The sequence below is a fragment of the Shewanella sp. NIFS-20-20 genome (genome assembly GCF_019209865.1).
Taxonomy (GTDB): domain Bacteria; phylum Pseudomonadota; class Gammaproteobacteria; order Enterobacterales; family Shewanellaceae; genus Shewanella.
The window spans coordinates 39,285-60,549 of sequence record NZ_JAHUTT010000006.1; the positions used below are offsets into that span (position 1 = coordinate 39,285).

The 21,265-nt window shown below is 48.9% G+C and carries 19 protein-coding genes; 14 read left to right on the plus strand and 5 right to left on the minus strand.

Annotated elements, in window-relative coordinates; all coding sequences use genetic code 11:
- Positions 1 to 185: 185 nt before the first annotated feature.
- Positions 186 to 866 (minus strand): haloacid dehalogenase type II, encoded by a 681-nt coding sequence (locus tag KU855_RS03185; protein WP_218528905.1) that lies wholly within the window; start codon positions 864 to 866, stop codon positions 186 to 188.
- Between the two features lie 172 nt (positions 867 to 1,038).
- On the opposite strand from KU855_RS03185, the gene KU855_RS03190 reads away from it, so the two are divergent.
- Complete coding sequence (locus KU855_RS03190; protein WP_218528906.1) at positions 1,039 to 1,506, plus strand: CreA family protein; 468 nt, start codon at positions 1,039 to 1,041, stop codon at positions 1,504 to 1,506.
- Between the two features lie 71 nt (positions 1,507 to 1,577).
- Here KU855_RS03190 and KU855_RS03195 read toward each other — a convergent pair whose 3' ends face one another.
- Positions 1,578 to 1,859: a DUF3081 family protein gene (locus KU855_RS03195; protein WP_218528907.1), complete on the minus strand. Its 282-nt coding sequence runs from the start codon at positions 1,857 to 1,859 to the stop codon at positions 1,578 to 1,580.
- Between the two features lie 77 nt (positions 1,860 to 1,936).
- Positions 1,937 to 2,893, minus strand: coding sequence for a LysR family transcriptional regulator (locus tag KU855_RS03200; protein WP_218528908.1), 957 nt, complete (start codon positions 2,891 to 2,893; stop codon positions 1,937 to 1,939).
- A 146-nt stretch (positions 2,894 to 3,039) separates the two neighbouring features.
- Between KU855_RS03200 and KU855_RS03205 the strand changes: the two genes are divergently transcribed.
- Positions 3,040 to 4,008 carry a sodium-dependent bicarbonate transport family permease gene (locus KU855_RS03205; RefSeq protein ID WP_218528909.1) on the plus strand — a complete coding sequence of 323 codons (969 nt, stop codon included), beginning with the start codon at positions 3,040 to 3,042 and terminating at the stop codon, positions 4,006 to 4,008.
- Here the strand turns inward: KU855_RS03205 and glnE are convergent.
- Entirely contained in the window at positions 3,961 to 6,849 is a 2,889-nt protein-coding gene (glnE, locus tag KU855_RS03210; protein ID WP_218528910.1) for a bifunctional [glutamate--ammonia ligase]-adenylyl-L-tyrosine phosphorylase/[glutamate--ammonia-ligase] adenylyltransferase, read from the minus strand. The genes KU855_RS03205 and glnE overlap by 48 nt on opposite strands.
- 232 nt (positions 6,850 to 7,081) lie before the next feature.
- On the opposite strand from glnE, the gene KU855_RS03215 reads away from it, so the two are divergent.
- The 8 genes from KU855_RS03215 to KU855_RS03250 all read left to right on the plus strand — a co-directional run bounded on the left by KU855_RS03215 (position 7,082) and on the right by KU855_RS03250 (position 13,805).
- On the plus strand, positions 7,082 to 8,017 hold the full coding sequence (locus KU855_RS03215; RefSeq protein WP_218528911.1) for a hypothetical protein: 936 nt from the start codon (positions 7,082 to 7,084) through the stop codon (positions 8,015 to 8,017).
- Positions 8,018 to 8,029: 12 nt separating this feature from the next.
- On the plus strand, positions 8,030 to 8,929 hold the full coding sequence (locus tag KU855_RS03220) for a DUF350 domain-containing protein (RefSeq protein ID WP_218528912.1): 900 nt from the start codon (positions 8,030 to 8,032) through the stop codon (positions 8,927 to 8,929).
- Between the two features lie 6 nt (positions 8,930 to 8,935).
- Positions 8,936 to 10,657 carry a polyamine aminopropyltransferase gene (locus tag KU855_RS03225; RefSeq protein WP_218528913.1) on the plus strand — a complete coding sequence of 574 codons (1,722 nt, stop codon included), beginning with the start codon at positions 8,936 to 8,938 and terminating at the stop codon, positions 10,655 to 10,657.
- A 90-nt stretch (positions 10,658 to 10,747) separates the two neighbouring features.
- Positions 10,748 to 11,161 carry a YjfI family protein gene (locus KU855_RS03230; protein ID WP_218528914.1) on the plus strand — a complete coding sequence of 138 codons (414 nt, stop codon included), beginning with the start codon at positions 10,748 to 10,750 and terminating at the stop codon, positions 11,159 to 11,161.
- Between the two features lie 10 nt (positions 11,162 to 11,171).
- Positions 11,172 to 11,858, plus strand: a complete 687-nt coding sequence (locus tag KU855_RS03235) for a PspA/IM30 family protein (RefSeq protein ID WP_218528915.1) — start codon at positions 11,172 to 11,174, stop codon at positions 11,856 to 11,858.
- A 46-nt stretch (positions 11,859 to 11,904) separates the two neighbouring features.
- Positions 11,905 to 12,552 carry a hypothetical protein gene (locus KU855_RS03240; RefSeq protein WP_218528916.1) on the plus strand — a complete coding sequence of 216 codons (648 nt, stop codon included), beginning with the start codon at positions 11,905 to 11,907 and terminating at the stop codon, positions 12,550 to 12,552.
- Positions 12,549 to 12,884, plus strand: a complete 336-nt coding sequence (locus KU855_RS03245; RefSeq protein WP_218528917.1) for a hypothetical protein — start codon at positions 12,549 to 12,551, stop codon at positions 12,882 to 12,884. Before KU855_RS03240 ends, KU855_RS03245 begins: the two co-directional genes overlap by 4 nt.
- Before the next feature lie 48 nt (positions 12,885 to 12,932).
- Positions 12,933 to 13,805 carry an ion transporter gene (locus KU855_RS03250; RefSeq protein ID WP_218528918.1) on the plus strand — a complete coding sequence of 291 codons (873 nt, stop codon included), beginning with the start codon at positions 12,933 to 12,935 and terminating at the stop codon, positions 13,803 to 13,805.
- A gap of 21 nt (positions 13,806 to 13,826) precedes the next feature.
- Here KU855_RS03250 and KU855_RS03255 read toward each other — a convergent pair whose 3' ends face one another.
- Positions 13,827 to 14,933 (minus strand): inorganic triphosphatase, encoded by a 1,107-nt coding sequence (locus KU855_RS03255; RefSeq protein WP_256260853.1) that lies wholly within the window; start codon positions 14,931 to 14,933, stop codon positions 13,827 to 13,829.
- Between the two features lie 207 nt (positions 14,934 to 15,140).
- On the opposite strand from KU855_RS03255, the gene KU855_RS03260 reads away from it, so the two are divergent.
- The 4 genes from KU855_RS03260 (at position 15,141) to putA (ending at position 21,239) form a co-directional block, all read left to right on the plus strand.
- Entirely contained in the window at positions 15,141 to 15,821 is a 681-nt protein-coding gene (locus KU855_RS03260) for a TIGR00153 family protein (protein ID WP_218528919.1), read from the plus strand.
- A gap of 24 nt (positions 15,822 to 15,845) precedes the next feature.
- On the plus strand, positions 15,846 to 17,117 hold the full coding sequence (locus KU855_RS03265; protein ID WP_218528920.1) for an inorganic phosphate transporter: 1,272 nt from the start codon (positions 15,846 to 15,848) through the stop codon (positions 17,115 to 17,117).
- Positions 17,118 to 17,232: 115 nt separating this feature from the next.
- Entirely contained in the window at positions 17,233 to 17,811 is a 579-nt protein-coding gene (locus KU855_RS03270) for a TIGR04211 family SH3 domain-containing protein (protein WP_218528921.1), read from the plus strand.
- 251 nt (positions 17,812 to 18,062) lie between these two features.
- Positions 18,063 to 21,239, plus strand: coding sequence for a bifunctional proline dehydrogenase/L-glutamate gamma-semialdehyde dehydrogenase PutA (gene putA, locus KU855_RS03275; protein ID WP_218528922.1), 3,177 nt, complete (start codon positions 18,063 to 18,065; stop codon positions 21,237 to 21,239).
- Positions 21,240 to 21,265: the final 26 nt, after the last annotated feature.

Below are 21,265 nucleotides of genomic sequence, written 5' to 3' on the forward strand. Positions count from 1 at the left end.
ACTGAAACACCATAAAACTCAACACCTGCGCAAACAAAAACTAACATTACCGACAGTTAACAGTCAAGCACATCCTCGCTGGAATCGTTAAATATCAAGAGGAAAATAACAAAGTAAGCATAAAGGTTAGCGTTTTACACTGGGCGCGACCGCAGAGTTAAAATAACCAATGGTTGGAAGGGCGCTCATGAGCGGCAATCACAGTCAATGATCATTGCCACTAACCTTGCCATGTCCTTGGCCGTCACATCGGTGGGTCTATACAAGGGATGATATGGCGCCCTAGAACGGTCAATGTAGGCCGCGTGCATCCCCGCCGTAAGCGCGCCATGAGTATCCCAATCATGACACGCTACCAAACGTAACTGTTCAATCGGTTGTTGCAGTTGTTGCGCTGCAAACTGATAGACTAAGAGATCCGGCTTAAAACTCCCAGTTGGTTCTACCGAAATAATCTCGTCAAAATAAGAGGTTAAGCCAGCATTTACGATTTGCGCGTTCATTAATGCTAACGACGAATTACTAAAGGCAATCGTCCGATAGCCGGCCGCTTGCAGTTGTACCAATGCGGGTATCACATCGCGATGTGCCGGTATTTGAGCAAAACCTGCGAGCAGTTGCGCCTTGTCGATAGGGTCCAATGTGCGGCCGAGTCTCGCCGCCAGCGCATCGAGGGCAATGCTCGCAAGCGCCGCAAAATCACTCTTAACCCCGGTCAAAGCGCAGACGGTGGAACTGTGGAGCAAATTAGAAAACCAGCCTGGCATTAAGGCGCTATCACCAAAAACACTGGCAAAGTGGGAGCTTAATCCCCCCAAATCGAGCACGGTTTCATTGATATCAAACAAAATGGTATGTCGCTTCATGCCCTTTCCTTATGCTCTGTTTGACTCTAGCGCCTTGAGCCATCACGGCGGCGACTAGATTCACTGTGATACCCAAGCTCAACCACCTGCAAGGCAATCAAGGTTTGCAACCACAGATATCATGATAGACTGACTTAATGCATTAGCGCTGACATTATCACTGGGATTATCGATGAACAAATTACTCCTCGCCGCCAGCTTATCCTTAGCCTTACTTGGCTGCTCCGACAATGAAGTTGGCGATGTGTCCTTAGGCATGTTTACTCTAAAAGACATCAAACTGAATAGTTTAGTCGATCCCGATGTGCCCGGCGTCACCTGTCATATTGCCTCCATTGAAGCCAACTTTAGCTTGTCGGATCCGAGCGATAGCTCAATTTCATGCCGCCAGACCGGCGAGATCACGCCAGAGATGATAGCCAATATTGGCAAAGGAAGTGATGGGGATGTGGTGTTTAGAAAATCGAAAAGCATTTTCTTTAAATCGATGAAAATAAGAAGAATTTACGATGCAGAGCATCAAAGCTTACTGTATTTATCTTATGCCACCAAAGAAACCTCAGGCAGTTTCAAACACAGTTTATCGACCGTCCCCTTATGGGGCACCCAAGCTTATATTCAACCGTCAGTTACACCATAGCCCATTGTCAGTCATGAGCACGCCGACCGAAGGTTGGCGCGCTCACGGCCAGTCAGTCTCACGGGCAAAGCTTACTGTGGCAAGGTGTTATCGAGTTCATGCAACTTAGCCATAAAACTGTCCAACGCGCTGGCGTCAGGATAATCCAGCTCATACTTATGGTGAAAGAATAAGGTTAAATCAACGCGGCCGTCGGTGAGCTTAATCGTGTAACCATCGCTATCCGTTTCTAGGGTGATAGCCGCCAACCGATACACTAATGCCGCCTCGTCGTTGCCACTGACTAATTCGCCCTTGTCGCGAATTTTACCTGCGAGAGATAATGCCCAGCGGAGATCCAGTTCATTGTGCATATGCAATCCTTGTTTTGAGCCTGTGTGATTATCTTAGCTAAATTTTCAGCAGATAAATGCCAACGGCGATCACAAAGTTAAACATTTGTTACCCCATTTTTCATGGGTTGTTGAGGCAGCAACCAAACGGGAGCAATACACTCATGCAGATTGGCAGCAATAAAACCCAATAATTGTTGCAACGCGGCACTCGGGCGCTTATCGGCTTGAGTCACCAAATACCAGTGGCTGTGTAACGGAAACTGAGCCACATCAAGGACAGCAACACGCTCGCGCCCCGCTTCTAACGTGTGCGCCGAAGTGACGGCTAGCCCCAGCCCAGAGGCCACGCTGAGTCGAATCGCTTCGTTGCTTTCAATTTGCATGCTCTGCTCAAGCTGCCAGCCTTGGGCGCTTAACCAAGATTCAAACATCATTCGTGTCGCCGATCCCGGTTCGCGCATAAGAAAGCGTTCTTGACGAATATCGTCAAAGCTAATTTGCCGATTTAGCCCAGCGGCCCAATGATCTGGCGGGGCAATTAATTGCAATGGATTACGTAAGATGCGCTTGGCGTCGACATGCTCACCACTGGGAGGGTGGCTAAATAAGTACAAGTCGTCTTGCATCGACTCGAATCGAGACACAATATGAGCGCGATTACCTATGTGTAAGGTCACCTGAATATTGGGGAATTGTCGGTAAAAGGCCCCCAGTATCTTAGGCATCACGTATTTAGCGGTCGTCACTAAACCGATACTGATATGGCCGCTGACCCCTAAGTGTAAGTCATTGAGCTGATGGGCGAGCTCATCGAAACGTTGAGTAACTTCGAGCGCCGCTAAATACAAGGCTTGGCCGGCATCGGTCGGAGTCAAGATGCCGTCCCGACTGCTCAGTAACGGTTGCCCCATGGCCTCGGTTAATTTACGCATTTGCACCGAAACCGTCGGTTGGGTTAAATGCAATTGCCGAGCCGCCGCCGACATACTGCCGCTGCGAACCACCTGTAAATAGACCTGCAATAATCTGAAGCTCAGCTTACGAATATCCATGTTCACCTTTTCTTGCGGCCGCAATATCTACTCAGCATTCATCCTATTTGCGCTATAGATAATAATCTATACCAAATGGTTAAATTTTTTATTTTTAATTATAGGTTTTGTTAGGCAAAATGAGCGCAATTTAAAAAGGAGGAATCATGCCCGATATCGTTATTGCTTTTTTTGCCCTCGGCTTGCTCGCTGGCTGGGTGAAATCAGATCTAAAAGTTCCTGAGTCAATCTACGAAACATTATCGATATTGTTAATGCTGACCTTAGGCGTAAAAGGCGGCATGGCACTCCATGGCCACACTGACAACCTCAATCTCATGGCGTTAGCACTGATAGCGGCGCTGGGCATCATTATTCCCTTAGGTATTTATCCGTTACTGCGCCGAGTCATCCGCTTAAGTCAGGCCGATGCCGTCAGTATTGCCGCCCACTATGGTTCAGTCAGTGCCGGTACCTTTGCCGTGGTGATTGCCATGGCGGCTCATATCGGTTGGCCACTGGCACCAGAGACCACCTTATACTTAGTCTTATTAGAACTGCCGGCCATTATTGTGATGCTGTGGTGGCACCGTTTTTTACTAGCAAAACGCGTGCAAACCCGCGGCCAAAATGTCAGCAGTGGTAGCATTCTACATGAAGCCCTCACCAGCCGCGGCGTGGTGTTATTAGTCGGGGGCGTGATTATCGGCTGGGCTTATGGCCCACAAGGCCTCGCGGATATTACCCCAGTGTTACTCGGCGGCTTTAAAACCTTGCTGGCGCTGTTTCTGTTAGAAATGGGATTATCGACCGCGAAGGTGTGCCGTCCATTACCCGTAAAGCATTGGCGCTTAATGGTCTTTGCCGCGCTGGCTCCCTTTGCCTTAGCTTGGGTTGGTATCGGAGTCGGTCTGTATTTAGCCTTACCCGCCGGCAGTATTTTAGTGTTAGCCGCCCTCACCGCCAGTAGTTCATACATTGCTGCGCCAGCAGCCATTAAGGCGGCGATCCCAGAGGCCAATATTGGTCTGGCGATGTTAGCCGCCCTTGGGATCACCTTCCCTGTGAATGTGCTTATCGGCTTGCCTTTATATCACCGCTGGATCAGCGCGCTCTTGCCCAGCGGGATGGGCTAAAATTAACTGATAAATATTGGCGCTATGCTCAACATGATCTGCCACATCTAAGGCGGGAAGAAGGCCGGGTAATCCTAATAAGGTGAGTCGATGGCTTTCATCCCGCAGTAAACAATAGCTAGTGACTAATTGCTCGGCGGTGATTTGCGGCAATAACCCTAACTGAGCTAGCAGCTCAAAGATCCTCACATTATCCGACCAGATGGCCAATTCCGGAAACTGATGTCCGTGCAACAAAACTAAATATTGAGCAATAAACTCGATATCGGCGATACCACCAGCACTCTGCTTTAAGTCAAATTCCCCCTCAGCAACCTTGAGTAAATGCTGACGCATTTTGAGCCGCATTTGATGAACCTCGCTGGCCAAATTGTCCGCAGAGCGTGGCAGCGCGATGACTTGAGCACGGACAGCCTTAAAACGCTGGCACAAGTCATCATCACCAACAATGCACCGAGCCCGGACGAGGGCCTGATGCTCCCATGTCCAAGCCTCTTGGCAATGATATTCCCCGAAACGCTCAATTTGGCTCACCATTAAGCCTGACGAGCCGGAAGGTCGCAGTCGCATATCGACTTCGTACAACTCGCCGGAATTGGTGCGAGTTGAAAACAAATGTAAAATTCGCTGGGCCAATTTTAGATAAAAATGACCGCATTCAATTGCTTTCTCGCCATTGGTCATGGCTTGCAGATCAGCATTATGCAAAAACACTAAGTCCAAATCCGAGCCATAGCCGAGCTCTATCCCCCCAAGCTTGCCATACGCTATCACCGCAAACCCCATATCACCGTCGTTAAGCCCCGGCGGCTGACCATAGCGCGCTGTGATCTGCTGCCAGGCTTGCCGCGCCACTTGGCTGACAATGGCTTCGGCTAAATAGGTCAAGTGATCACTGACTTTCATGACCGGCAGCACGCCGGTGACATCCGCGGCAGCAATTTTTAGCTGTTGCGCCAACTTAAATTGGCGCAAGTATTCCATTTGTTGCTCCATATCATCTTCAGCAACCCGCAATAAGCTTTGACGCAGTAAGGCGCCATACTCGCTAAGCTCACCGATATCATATAAATGACTGGGCTCAATTAACTCATCGAGCAACATCGGGAAACGTGACAATTGTTTGGCAATCCAAGGGCTGGCGCTACACAAGGTCACTAATTGCGAGCGAGCGCCGGGATTTTCACATAAGAGTTCTAAATAGGTGGTGCGGGTTAAGATACTATCGAGCACCTTGCTGATACTCTTAAACACTGTGGTTGGGCTGCTTATGGTCAACACCTCATCGAGCAATTTTGGCATTAACTTATCTAAAGTTTCGACCCCTCGCGGCCCCATGGGTTTTTGCTGAGCTTGTTGCCGCCAAGAGTGCAGCCGGGTCAAAAAATCATCATCGTCATTATGATGAAGCGTCATCAGCTCTTGTGCCACGGCCACATCGCGCTCCTGCCACAAAGCTTGAGTCCAATGCTCTGACTCTTCGACACTTTCACCACCGACGGTATCACGAAAGTGTTGATGGATTTTATTCATGGCCGCTTCAAGATGGGTACGAAAATCCATCACATTAACGCGCGCTAAGATCACGCACAATCGCTGCCAATCGAGGGGGTTATCCGGTAAGGTTTGGGTCTGCTGATCGGCAATGGCTTGCAGGATATTCTCAACTCGGCGCAACATGATATAGCTGCTTTTCAACTCATCATAATTGGCAAAGCTTAATTGCTCACATTGATGCAGGGCTTTAAGCGCAGCAAATATACTCTGTTGGCGTAAACTCGGTTCGCGGCCGCCTCGAATTAATTGCAAGCTTTGCACCACAAACTCGACCTCGCGGATCCCGCCGGCACCGAGCTTAATATTGTCGGTCAATTGGCGCCGCCGCACTTCACGGGCAATCATGGCCTTCATCTTACGCAAGGCATCAATGGCCGAATAATCAATGTAGCGCCGATACACAAATGGACGCAGCAACTGATGCAGTTCGTCACTGTATCCACTCCAAGGCCCTAACGCGCGCGCTTTGACCATGGCATAACGCTCCCAGTCTCGGCCTTGTTCTTGGTAGTAGTCTTCCAGCGCACTGTAACTCACCACCAAAGGGCCACTCTCGCCATAAGGGCGCAGCCGCATATCCACCCGATATACAAAGCCATCGACCGTGGTATCGTGCAATAAATCCACCAGCCGTTGTCCCATACGAATAAAGAACTGCTGATTGTCGAGCGGACGTCGCCCGCCCTCGGTTTCGCCGTGCTCCGGGAAGGTGAAAATGAGATCGATATCCGAGGAGAAATTAAGTTCACGGCCACCCAATTTACCCATGCCTAAGATCATCAGCGGCTGCACGGCCCCCGCGCTATTGGTCGGGGTGCCATATTGCTGGCAAAGCTGGCTAAACGCCCAATCCCGAGCCGCGATAATCAAGGACTCTGCTAACACACTCAAATCGACTAACTGTTCTTCAATATCCAGCTGATTAGCAAAATCGAGCCAAGCCAAACGCACCATATGAAGATTGCGGTACTGGCGCATGATCCGTTTGGCCGCCACATCATCGTCTGCATTGGCAAGTTGCCGGGCTAATGCTTCGGCATGGGATTGTCGAGGGAGTGATCCCAGCCCCCCTTGATGTAACCAGAGTAGCCATTCAGGGTGGCGCATGATTTGGGTGTGAATGAAGTCACTCAGGGCGAGCATTAAGCGAGTTTGAGCCTGCGCTGAGACATCCAGTAGCGCCACCGTTGCTGGTGCGCTTGCCAGCAGTTGCTGCCAGCGTTCGTCCGCTAATTGCGATAACGCTTCAGGCAGAGAATCATTGCACAAAGTTTGGCCAGCCATAATAATCCCTGTTATGGTGTAATGACTTAGCTGCCTTGCTCTAATGGATTTGACCCACAGAGCAGCCACAGCCGATGAATTTATTCACGGTACTGATAGTTAAGATGCTTGCCTTAATCATGAGTGTGTCAATGGCACCCAGCTATTGATACACAGAGAGTAGCAAGCCGTAAGTAAATATTAACTCATTCCTAATCTTGGCGTATCGAAACATCATCGCAAAGGGGAGCTTATGCTAATAAAATGGTTTCGACTCTATCTGCCAATATTGCTGCTGATAGCGTTGCAGGCTTGCTCAGATAATCAGGCAGCCCAAATTGCCAAGTATGAGCAATTGGCTCAGCAGCAACTCACTCAATTGTCACAGCTATTGGACTCAGGGCAAATCCGCAATGCCACAGTGCTCAGTCAATACGCCCAGCTATTAGAAAAAAAAGATCCGCAATATCAACAACTCCTCAGTCAACTTAGCCAAGATGCCACACCAGCAGGCCCCCAGTACCAAGCCCTAGTTCGCCGCCTGAATGCCGCGAACAACCCGGCTAATTTTGCCGATAGCGACGCACAACTGCAAGAATTACAGAATATCTACGAAGCGGCTAACCCAGCGATTTTCAATGACTTACTCTCTGATCCCATCAATGTTATCGCCGATCTTTCTCAAGGCCAGCTGCCAAGAGTCAATGCCATGAGCAAAGAGGCCGAAATGCTGGCAAATCAAGCCGATGATTTTGGCCCTGGCAGCCAACTGGTGGGCAACCCCAGTTATGGCCAATGGCAAACCGGCAGCAATGGCATGTCATTTTGGGCTTGGTATGGCATGTATTCGATGTTTTCTAATCTCACCCGCCCCATCAGTTACGATCGCTGGGCTGGGCGACGGGGCTACAGTTATTACAATGATGTCGGTCGCTATCGCTATTCTTCACCGCAACAAATGAAAAACCAAGAAGGCCTTAGTAGTCAGCGACAAAAGCAATTTTCATCACAAGGTAAAACCTTTACCAGCCCTTATGCAAAAAACCGCAGTGGCTCGACTGGCCTGTCTGCCGCTAGCCGCAAAGCCCCTGCTGCCAGCCAGCCACAATTTCGCTCTAATTACAGTAAAAACAGCAGTATGCGTACATCAAGCAGCCGAACCAATCGTAGCCTTAGGCGTGGAAAATAACGGAGTCATTCGATGAACTTTTTTAACGAATACGGCCTAAGCCAAGATTTAATAATTATGTTGAGCATAGATATCACCATCGCCATTTTATTACTGGTGCTGATGCGCTACTTATCGGGCTGGAGCATCAAAGTTAACAGCACCAATGAGCTGGCCGAACGTGATAACTTCGCTTTTGGTATCAGTACCGCCGGCTCCATTGCCGCCATGGGTATCGTCCTAACAGGCGCCATTACTGGGGCAGCGGGGTCCTCATATCTTATCGAAGCCATTGGCATGAGTGCCTACGGCATTGCCGGACTGGTGCTGATCCGAACCGGCCGTTTTATTCACGATAAATTGGCGCTCAATGAGGTGGATAAAAATGCCCAAATTCTTGATGGCAATGTATCAATCGCTCTGGTCGACGCCAGCGCGAGCATTGCCACCGCGTTAATTATTCGCTCAGTGTTGCTTTGGGCGGAGGGCCTCACCATAGATACCTTAGTGGCGGTGGTCAGCGTTTTCTTTATTTCGCAAATGCTGTTTGTCTTACTGACTCGCATGCGTGAGTATACTTATCGGCGTGGTAATCAAGGCGATTCACTGCAAGAGGCTTTAGGCCAAGACAGCTTAGCCTTGGCTATCCGGCATAGCGGCTACCTGATCTCATTAGGACTCACCTTTAAAGCCGCCAGTTATTTTCTCATTTATGATCCCAAGGCTTATGCGATGAACTTGTTTGGCTGGCTGACATTTTCGGTGGTTATGCTGATCATTTTGAACCTACTGTTAGCCTTAGTAAAACGCTTAGTCTTAGCCAATATTGAGGTCAACACTGAAGTAGAGCAACAGCACAACATCGGGATTGCGACGGTGGAAATGGCGATTAGTATTGCCGTCGCATTATTACTCACCTCGTTAATGGTGTAAGACCTGATGGACGCCAGTTCTGCTTCTCGACCAGCCAAACTGGCGCTCATTGACGATATCTTGTTACTGCTGATCATGGCGGTTTTGGCCGCTTGTGGTTTGATCTACGAATACCTACTGTCTCATTACGCCGGCCGTATTCTCGGCGCAATGGAAGCCGCCATTTATACCATGATTGGCCTAATGATAGTGTTTATGGGCATAGGAGCATTCGCCGCTCGCGGCATTCGCGATCCATTTAGCCGCTTTGCCGAACTCGAACTGGCGTTGGCCTTTATCGGCTCGACCTCTGTGTTGATGATTGCTGCGGCCATCGGTCTGACTCAATCTTTGCCCGCTTACTTGGCCGATGTGTTATTCCTGCCCACCGATATGCTACCCAATGGCTCCCCCATCAAAGAGCTGCAAGCGTTAACCAGTTATTTACCTTATGTCTTTGGCGCGATATTAGGCTTGATGATTGGCATGGAAATCCCCCTGATTGCGCGAGTACGCCAAGCCTTATGTGAACAACATTTACTCCATAATGCCGGCACGATTTATGGCGCCGATTATATCGGGGCAGGCCTTGGGGCGGCGGTGTGGGTCAGCGTGATGTTGAGTATGGATATTCAGCTGGCTGCAGCCCTGACCGCCAGCATTAATTTATTGGCCGGATTAATTTTCCTGATACGTTTTTGGCACAAAATCTGCTACCCCATGGCGCTGGCCATTGGCCATGGCATCTTGGCCGTGTTGGTAGTGGTCTTAATTCGCTTAGGGCCGGGATGGCAGCAAGACTTTAATAATCTCATCTATCGTGATCAGGTGGTGTTTAATCAAGCGAGTCGATTTGCACAACATACAATTACCGAACGCCTGCGCGGCAGCGGCTTGCCTCCCGTTTACAGCCTATACCTTAATGGTCGACTGCAATTTGCCAGTGATGATGAGCATATTTATCACAGCTTCTTAGTCCAACCCGCCATGCATGCCAGTGCCCGCCAACAAGAAGTGCTCATCATAGGTGGTGGCGATGGCTTAGCCCTCAGAGACATTCTTAACTGGCAACCAAACCGCGTCACCCTCATCGATTTAGATCAACAATTAGTCGAACTGTTTCGTCAGCCCCACGTTCAATCAAGCTTACCGACTCGGGTCGCCTCAGCCCTAAGCCAACTCAATCAAAATGCCCTTAACGACCCCCGGGTTGAGCTAATGTTTGACGATGCTTTTAATGGTGTCGATACATTACTGGCCGCTGGACGCCATTATGATGTGATTATTGTTGATTTACCCGATCCCAGTCATCCGGATCTGAATAAATTGTATAGCGATGCCTTTTATTTAAAATTGCGCTATTTGCTCAATGCCGATGGGGCCATGGCGGTGCAGTCTACCTCGCCATTTCATGCGCGCAAGGCGTTTGTATCCATTGGCTTAACCCTGGCCGAGGCCGGCTTTAGGGTCGATCAATATCAATACAATGTCCCCAGTTTTGGCCAGTGGGGTTGGACATTGGCCACTCTTTCTGGCGCCAGTGGTCGTGAGCGACTCAGTCAACAGCATCAATTACAACACGGCAACGATTGGTTGTCTCTTGAGCTAATGCAAGCCAGTTTTGCGGCGCCAGCGAGTTTGTACTCTGATATTGAACAGGTAAAAATCAACCACTTAGGTTCGATGACTTTATACCAATACCATCAAGAAGCTTGGCAGGAACAGACCTCTGGCTTAGGTCTGTTTTAGAATAACCTGATTAAATAACACTCAACACCTTGACATAATATGTCGCGGTGTTATCTTGTTTATAGACATATTATGTCAGAGAGGACACAAATGAATCTTCACACCATTGCAAATAAACTCAATGCACTGCCTGCCGAACAAGCTGGTTCGATGCAGTTTGATTGCTACCCCATTGCCGGCGATGTTGAAGTCTTACAGGTCAATATTATCGGCCGCGAAGAACTGCCGATTTTCTTGTCAGTTACTGACAACCAAATCCTGTGCATTACCTATCTTTGGGGCAAAGATGAAGTTATCGCTGACAAACAATTTGAGATGATGGCGGCCATGTTGGAACTCAACATCCCGATGCCCTTATCTGCATTTGCCAGCATTGATAACAAATACGTGTTGTACGGGGCTTTATCGACGCATGCAGATATCGATCAAATCGCGCAAGAACTCACCGTGTTATCTGATAACTGTCTAGAAGTGATAGACGAAATGACAGACTACCTCATCTAAGGAGACGCTCATGGGCATTCTCAACAAAATACTGACGGCTTTTCGTGGTGGTGCCAGCGAAGTGGGACAATCCATCGTGGATGCCAACTCTACCCGTATTTTCGAACAAGAAATTCGCGACGCTGAACGTCACCTTAATAACGCCAAGCGCGAATTAACCGACGTGATGGCCAAAGAGATGCAGGGTCACCGTGAAATCGACCGTCTTAAGCGCGGTATTAGTGAGCATGAAGGTTATGCTACCCAAGCGTTATCCCAAGGTAACGAAGGATTAGCGCTTGAAGTCGCAGAGAAAATTGCCTCGCTTGAGCAATCTCTCACGGAACAACAAACCGCCAATGATAGTTTTAGCAACCATGCCACACGCCTCAAAGATTTGGTCAAGCAAACCGAGCGTCAATTGGCCGATTATCAACGCCAGTTATCCATGGTCAAGACCACTGAGAGCGTGCAAAAAGCCTCGGCGTCTATCTCCAGCTCTTTTGCCAACAGCAATTCCAAGCTGATGAATGCCAAAGATTCGCTCGAACGCATCAAGGCCCGCCAACAAGCCTTTGATGACAGGTTAAAAGCCGCCGAATCATTAGAAGCCGAAGGCAGTGATGCGTCGCTACAAGCCAAACTGCAAGCCGCCGGCATTGGTGAATCGAAGCAATCCGCTCAATCGGTACTGGATAGACTGAAAGCCAAAAACTAACCATGCCTAGCGCCGAGCAGATGACTCGGCGTGTGGCTTTGGAGCCATGATGGGATTTTTGAGTAAATGGTTTAAAAAGCGTGAACCTGAGCTACGCCAAATCCACAGTCTTAAGCAACTGCAACTCGGTGATATGATCACCTTAGACGACAGTTTTGGTTTACCGCCCCCCCTTCGCAGTCAAACCTTAGTGCTGGAACACGTTTATTGTGATGAATATCAACACACTATCGATGCCATCTATTGGTTTAAAAACCAACAAGGACACGCCTTCAGGCTAGTCGAGCATAAGGATCACCTGCTATTGTGGCTATCACTCACCCGAGCTCAGGTCGAGCAAGTGTTTGCAATGGATGACTTTAGCGAGATTTTTGAGCCACAAGGCGCCATGCCTTTAACACCGCAAAGTCTAAGCAATTTGCCACAATTAACGCCGTGGATTGGCCAGCAATATCACCGCATTAGTTTTGCTGAATTTGGCTATTTGCATCACCAAGATTATCGCCAGCAGCGACCGCCTCAATCCGATGATCACCAAGGTGGCCAACCGTTTGAGCGCTATTTCCTTGAATCTAGTGATGAACAGCATGCGCTGTTAGTCCAAGTGATGTCATCGGGAGAGACTGAAGTTTACTTAGGCATTGTACGCCCGCAAACTGACATTCAAGAATTTTGGCCAAGAGGCAATCCATGAGTCGAAACAAAACTGAATTACCCCAAAGTTGGCAACAAAACCAACAAGCGGCCCGCGCCTCACAATTGGCATTCGATTTAGATGAGCAGTTTCAATACGCCATTCGTAAAGCCGCGCTGGAAGCGGGCGTGAGTCCGTCAGATCAAATCCGCGCCATCTTAGGCCTCGATGGCCCCAAGCGCCCCAAACGCCCTCGATTAACTGTGTCGCTGACTGGGCTTGACTATCAAGCCTTGGCCGTCAAGTACGGCATTGATGCACAGGATCAACTTGAAATAAAAAAACGCGTGCTCGACGACTTGGTCAACTTTGTTCACAATTCTACCAAATAACAGGCTATATTGACCGCTTGCGTTAAGAGTCAATAGATAGGAAGTCTCATGCCCAATTCGTCTTCGCCAGACACGGCTGGCCCAAACCGCCCGAGCAAAATTCGCACTATTAATACGCCAACGCCATTTGAGTTGGCCATGATGGTGTTATCACTGGTCTCAGTGATCTTGGTGTTGAGTATTACCTTCGCACCATTAGCGCAGCAGACGCACGACTTACTGCTAATGATTGATACTGGCATTTGTTTTATTTTCTTGGCCAACTTCTTTTTTGGGCTAGTTAAGGCGCGCAATAAACGGTTTTACTTGCGCCATCATTGGATCGACTTTTTAGCCAGTATTCCCACCATTGAAGCCTTGCGAATGATGCGCTTATTCCAAGTGCTCAGAGTGATCAGGCTGATACGTACCACCCGCCATATTTTGGTGCCCTTGCTTAAACAAAAGCGGCAAACCACGCTCGCCAGCCTCATGCTGGCCATGCTCACCATTTTGACCTTGTCATCATTGTTAATCCTCGTCATGGAAAGCGGTGAGCCCGGCGCCAATATCATCACAGCGCAAGACGCCCTATGGTGGTCATTAGTCACAGTCTCCACCGTCGGCTACGGCGACTTCTACCCCGTCACGAGCGGTGGTCATGTTATTGGCGCTATCGTGATTATTTGTGGTGTCAGCTTTTTTGGGGTGATTTCGGGTTATATGGCCTCGGTCTTTGTCAGCTCTAACGATAGCGACAAGGAAGATTTTCAGCAGGACATTCGCCAAGAACTGTATGCCACGATTGCCAGATTAGAGCAAAACCAAACCGCCATGATGGAGCAATTAGCTAAGCTCAACCACACCGTAAGTCAACGCTCGGCGGCGCCAAGCCCAGCGGCTCAGGACTCAAGCGACAGCCAAGCACCACCTGCAGATTAGCGGGGCTCACCTTAAAGGCCGTTACCTTTGCGCCTGCAACAATTGGCCTAACAAGGCTAATTGTATTTGGCCGATGCAAGGCAATTGCTGCAACGCGGCTAACTGTTGCGCCCAAGGGTGATTGACTAACGTGTGCTGCGCCCTTGTGTCTGTGTGTTGCCAATGCAACTCAGTCCCGTTAACCACGCCGCATTGGCGTAATACCTCCGCCGTGGCCGCTAAGTGTTGCTTTAGCAACGAAAAATGAGCTTGCTGCGGCGCGCCGTGCGCTAACGCATCTTGAGCGAGTAACTCAATCACATTGATCAAGGCCAGCCAGCCGCGACTCGCTTGCATGACGGCAGTATGCGCAGCCCTTGGCGGCGCAGACCAATCGATTGCGGCCAAATTTTCCATTAACATGGGCCAGGCATCTAAGCCATATTCCAGCAGCACGATATGCGCTTGGCGCTCCGTCATCCCCAATAACGCAGGCGAGCTGACCACCGTAGGCAATGGACTTAATCCGGCTAATTGGTAGCCGCGCTGCGCTTTACTCGCCCGCGCAATCGCGACCGGCACCTTTACGGCCAGCCCTTGAGCCAACACCAGTAAGGCATGACTGTCACCACTGAGTAACTCAAATTCGATTTCACAGATTGGCTCTTGACGGCCATCATCGGTGCGGATCATGCCCCGATCTAATGCCACCTCTACCAAGCTAGTATCAACACAGATATGCCAGCTGCGCCGCTCAAAATCGGTATGAAACAAGCAATACAACTGAGGTTGCCATTGGGCTGCCATTGCCGGTTGTGGCCAAATATGGGCTGGGAATAGTGACAAATCCGGAAAATCGTTTTCAATATCAACATTGTATTCTGGCCGGCTGTGAATGCCGCCCACCACCTTGCCGGCGGTTTTAATGGTCTGTTCACGCACATGCTCCCCCACGCGTACACGCAGCCCCATATCTAAGCAACGTAAGTCCTGATGATGAGTATCAAAATAGGCATTACTTAAATGCGGCGGTGCCTTTATTTCAACCTCTGCTAAGCTGCTAAAGTGAGATATAATTTCAGCGTAAGTGTGGGATGGGAAAAACAACTTTAATTCAATTTCAGCGGGCATAAGTTCGTCATACGTCATATAATTTTCATCAAAAGTTCATCTGATGAACATATTGTAATATTGTTGTAATAAAGCCACCCTAGGATGCATCCCAAGAGTGCTTTATCACTCGTAAATGATAAAACTGTGGCCAAGAAAGAAAAACACAGTTTCAATACGCGGACGCTTGAGTTAACATGCGCCCGCTTTTTCCAAAAAATGGAATAACCTAAATAGGTAACGGCTATGCCAGTAAACTCTATTTTAGGCGTGTTTGCAAAATCGCCAATCAAACCGCTGCAAGACCACATAGATAAAGTATATGACTGCGCGTCAGTACTTGTCCCCTTTTTCGAAGCCTCGATGTCCGGTAATTGGGATCGAGCGGTTGAGTTAAGAAAACAAATCAGCCAATTAGAAAGAGAAGCCGATCTCCTCAAGCGAGAAATTCGTCTGACTCTGCCTAGTGGACTATTTATGCCAGTAGAACGTACCGATCTACTGGAACTTCTAACTCAGCAAGACAAAATAGCCAACAAAGCGAAAGACATCTCTGGTCGTGTGATAGGTCGTCAATTACAAGTGCCTGCCTCTATGCAAGCGCCGTTTTTGGCCTATTTGACCCGTTGTGTTGACGCTGCACACTTGGCTAAAAATGCCATCAATGAATTAGATGAGTTATTAGAAACCGGTTTTCGCGGCCGCGAAGTTGATTTAGTGGCTAAAATGATCGCCGAACTCGATCTGATTGAGGAAGATACCGACGACTTACAAATCCAAGTACGTCGTCAGCTATTTGCCATGGAAGCTGAACTAAACCCTGTCGATGTAATGTTCCTTTATAAAATTATTGAATGGGTAGGCGACCTGGCGGACTTGTCAGAGCGCGTAGGTTCCCGTTTAGAGCTGCTGTTGGCTCGCGTCTGATAACTTGATTTTCAAGGTAATAACATGGTTGAAGTATTAGTAGCTAATGGACCAATGCTGATTGGTATCGCGGCGCTGTTTGGTTTTTTAATGGCTTGGGGTATTGGTGCCAACGACGTGGCTAACGCCATGGGTACCTCTGTAGGCTCTAACGCCATCACGATTAAACAAGCGATTATCATTGCGATGATCTTCGAATTTGCCGGTGCGTATTTGGCCGGTGGCGAAGTCACAAGCACCATTCGTAATGGCATCATTGACTCATCCTATTTTACCGCCCAACCAGAATTACTGGTGTACGGTATGATTGCAGCCCTCCTGGCCGCAGGTATTTGGTTAGTGGTGGCTTCTGCATTGGGCTGGCCAGTCTCTACCACCCACTCCATTGTCGGTGCCATCATTGGTTTCGCCTCGGTTGGTGTGGGTATGGAAGCTGTCGCCTGGGGCAAAGTGGGGGGAATCGTTGGCTCATGGATCGTGACCCCGGCAATCTCAGGCTTTATCGCATTTGTTATTTTCCAAAGCGTACAAAAGCTTATCTTTAATACCGATGACCCACTGGGTAATGCCAAGCGCTATGTTCCATTTTACATGGCATTAGCGGGCTTCATCATGTCATTAGTGACCATCACTAAAGGCTTGAAGCATGTTGGCTTGCACTTATCGACTGCCGAAGCGTATATGGCATCTGTCGCCATTGCCGTTACGGTAGGTGTTTTTGGTAAGGTAATGATCTCCCGCTTAAAAATGGATCCAAATGCCAACCGTGCAACCTTGTTTGCTAACGTTGAAAAAGTGTTTGCGATTTTAATGGTCGTGACCGCTTGTTGTATGGCATTTGCTCACGGGTCTAACGACGTTGCTAACGCCATTGGCCCATTAGCTGCAGTAGTTTCTGTGGTTCAAAGTGGTGGTGAAATTTCATCAAAAGCGACGCTGGTGTGGTGGATTTTACCTCTGGGTGCCTTCGGTATTGTGTTAGGTCTGGCTATCTTTGGTAAGCGCGTGATGCAAACCATTGGTAAAAACATCACTCACCTGACCCCAAGTCGTGGTTTTGCTGCGGAATTAGCCGCCGCGTCAACCGTGGTTCTGGCGTCTGGTACCGGCTTGCCTATCTCGACCACGCAAACCTTAGTGGGTGCAGTGTTAGGTGTGGGTATGGCCCGCGGCATCGCAGCGATTAACTTAGGTGTGGTTCGCAATATCGTGGTGTCTTGGGTAGTGACTCTGCCGGCAGGTGCTGGTTTGTCCATCATCTTCTTCTACATCATCAAAGGTGTTTTTGGTAGCTAATGTCCGCTGCGCCACAAAAACTCGCTGATAAGAGGGAAGTCTAATGACTTCCCTCTTGCATTGGTGCCAGACAATCCCTAGCATGTGTGCAACTTTATGACTGTGAGACAAAAAAGTGTTTAGACTGCTTTCATTGATATGTGTATTACTCGCCAGCCCTGTAGCTTTGGCAAACTCACAAACCCGCTATGTTTCCGAAGATGTCTATACCTTCATTCATGGGGGTCCTGGTAATCAGTTCCGCATTCTTGGTAGTGTCGAAGCCGGCCAACAAGTCACCTCTTTGGGCCAAACTGAAGGCGATTACAGTAAAATCATCGACCACAAAGATCGCGAAGGTTGGATTAAGACATCCGAGCTCGATACTCAGCCGAGCTTTAGAGTGCGTATTCCGTTATTAGAAAAGCAGTTGGCCGATAGCCAAGCTCGCGTCAAAGCGCTTAGCGAAGCCAATAGCGCCACCGAATCTAACAACAGTAGCATGACGGCTGAAATTGCTTCGTTAAATCAAACCTTGAATGTCACCACTCAAGAGCGTGATCGACTAGCCTCTGAATTAAAACAGATTAAAGACAATCAAGAATATAAGTTATGGCAAGAAGGAGCGCTGATCGCCTTTGTCGGTCTGCTCTTAGGTATCTTCTTGGTCTATCTGCCAAAGCCACAACGCAAAAAGAAAGATCGCTGGATGTAATTACCCCTCATCTTTTCAGCTATTCTTGCCGAATAAAAGCCGTCGTTTCATACGACGGCTTTTATTAACTTTTTAAAAACAACAAGATAAAACAAAAAACCAACACAACACCAAGAAATTCACACTTGAGTGTCCAAGCTCACATTTTCAGGTTATAATCGCCGCGCCTCGATACATTTTGTATACAAAACACATAATAATTTTTACGAAAGAACGCATATTATCGACTTTCAGGCCAAAGGATCATGACTATGTTCAATGCGAGTGCAGTACTGGCAGGGCAATATGCTCACGCTACTCTCGATGAGCTGTTTAACGCGATTAGCGACAACTATATCGTAGATGAAGAAACATATCTTAATCAATTAATTACACTGGTTCCCAGTGACGATCAGGACATTACAACGATTAGCCGTAATGCCAGCCACATGGTCCAGCAAGTCAGGCAGTTTGAAAAAAAAGGCATGATGATTGGGGTCGATGCATTTTTGCAACAATATACCCTAGAAACAGATGAAGGCATCATCTTGATGTGCCTTGCCGAAGCCTTATTGCGCATCCCTGATACTGCAACCGCCGATGCCTTAATTCAGGATAAATTGTCTGGCGCTAAATGGGACAAGCACATTAAGCAAAGCGAGTCAGTGCTCGTCAATGCATCCACCTGGGGGCTATTGATGACGGGCAAGATAGTCAAGATGGATAAAAACCTTGATGGTAGCCCGAGTCATTTATTGAAGCGCTTAATTAACCGTCTCGGTGAGCCGGTGATCCGCAAAGCGATTTACGCCGCCATGAAAGTCATGGGCAAGCAATTTGTCTTAGGCCGCAGCGTCAGCGAAGCGCTAAAAAACAGTCAAGACACGCGTCAATTGGGCTACACCCATTCCTATGATATGCTCGGCGAAGCTGCCCTGACCAGCAGCGATGCTCGCAAATATTTCAACGATTATGCTAACGCTATACGTACCCTTGGCAGTCATGAATACCATGAGCAGGATGCCCCCCGCCCCACCATTTCGATCAAATTGTCAGCCTTGCACCCTAGGTATGAAGTCGCAAACCGCGAGCGGGTGTTGAGCGAACTCTTTGATACCGTCATGGAGCTTATCCGCCTTGCTCGCAGCGTCAATATCGGCATATCTATCGATGCCGAAGAAATGGATCGCCTCGAGTTATCGCTGCAGCTATTCCAACAACTGTATCAAACTGAGGAAGTCCGTGGTTGGGGCTTACTCGGGTTAGTCGTGCAAGCTTATTCCAAGCGCGCCTTACCGGTATTGTGCTGGATCACCCGCTTGGCCAAAGAGCAGGGTGACATCATTCCGGTCCGTCTCGTGAAAGGTGCCTATTGGGACAGTGAGATCAAATGGGCTCAAGTGGCTGGCGAAGGTGGTTACCCGCTGTTTACCCGCAAGGCGTCGACCGATGTCTCTTATTTAGCCTGCGCGCGCTACTTATTAAGTGAGCAAACCGCCCATGCCATCTACCCCCAATTTGCGACCCATAACGCCCAAACGGTGGCCAGCATACTTCATATGCACGATGGTCAGCGCGCGTTTGAATTCCAACGCTTACATGGCATGGGCCAAGAATTGTATGACACCTTACTCAGCCAAAAACGCATCAACACAGTGCGGATTTATGCCCCGGTTGGCGCTCATAAAGATTTGCTGCCCTACTTAGTGCGTCGCCTGCTGGAAAACGGCGCCAATACTTCTTTCGTCCACAAACTGGTCGATCCTAAAACCCCCATCGAGGGCTTAGTGACACATCCGTTAGTGACCCTGAACAGCTTTAGCAGTTTTGCCAATCGTAAGATTGCGCTGCCCGCCGATATTTTTGGCCAGCAGCGACGTAATTCCAAAGGACTCAATATGAATATTCAATCAGAAGCCGCCCCATTTTTCAGCGCGTTAGCACAATTTAGCCAACACCAATGGCAAGCCGGTCCGCTGGTCAATGGCGAAACATTGGCAGGAACCATTCATCCCGTAGTGAGCCCTTTTGATACCCGCCAAACCGTTGGTCAAGTGGCGTTTGCCGATAAACTTGCCGTCGATATGGCATTATCTTCCGCCCACCATGCCTTCCCACGTTGGCGCGAAACCCCAGTTGAGCACCGCGCACAAGCCCTGCAAAAACTGGCAGATTTACTCGAAGAGAATCGCGATGAATTAGTCGCGCTGTGTACTCGCGAAGCAGGAAAAAGCCTGCAAGATGGCATTGATGAAGTCCGTGAAGCGGTCGATTTTTGCCGTTATTATGCCCTTAACGCCAAGAAAATGATGGCTCAACCCGAACTGATGCCAGGCCCCACTGGTGAACTCAATGAGTTATTTTTGCTGGGGCGCGGGGTCTTTGTCTGTATTAGCCCATGGAACTTCCCCTTAGCGATTTTCTTAGGCCAAGTCACCGCCGCGCTTGCCACCGGTAACTGTGTTATCGCCAAACCCGCAGAACAAACCAGTATCATAGGGTATCGCGCTGTACAGCTGGCGCATGAAGCTGGCATCCCCAACAATGTGTTGCAATTCTTACCCGGCACCGGCGCTGAAATCGGCGCACAACTGACCGCCGATCCTCGCATTGGCGGTGTATGTTTTACCGGCTCGACCCAAACGGCGAAGCGGATCAATATGACGTTAGCTGAGCGTAATGGCGCCATTTTGCCATTTATCGCCGAAACCGGTGGCCAAAATGCGATGATCGTCGATTCGACCGCCCTGCCGGAGCAAGTGGTCAATGACGTCGTGTCATCATCTTTTACCAGTGCAGGTCAACGCTGCTCTGCTCTGCGGGTGTTGTATTTGCAAGATGAAATCGCCGACCGTGTGCTTGATTTACTCAAAGGCGCCATGGATCAACTGATCATAGGCAATCCTGGAGAATATAAAACAGATGTTGGCCCGGTGATTGATGCCAATGCCAAGGCCGGACTCAATGCCCATATCCAGCATATTCAGCAAGTCGGACGCACCATTAAGCAACTGGAGCTGCCCCCTGAGTGTGAGCATGGCTACTTTGTAACACCTTATGCCGTCGCTATCGACTCGATCACCGTGCTAGAGAAAGAACAATTTGGGCCAATACTGCACGTTATCCGCTATCAAGCTGATAAGATTGATGATGTGATTAACGAGATTAACAATACGGGTTACGGCTTAACGTTTGGTATTCATAGTCGCAATGAAAGCCACGCACTGGCTATTGCTAGTCGTCTCAATGTCGGCAATGTCTACATTAACCGTAACCAAATTGGTGCCGTAGTTGGAGTTCAACCTTTTGGTGGTCAAGGTCTATCCGGCACGGGACCTAAAGCGGGTGGTCCTCACTACCTGAGCCGCTTTGTCACCGAAAAGACGCGCACTAACAACATTACAGCCATTGGCGGCAACACCACACTGTTATCCTTAAGCGATAATTAACCGGTAGTAAAGGCGTCTGCCTCACG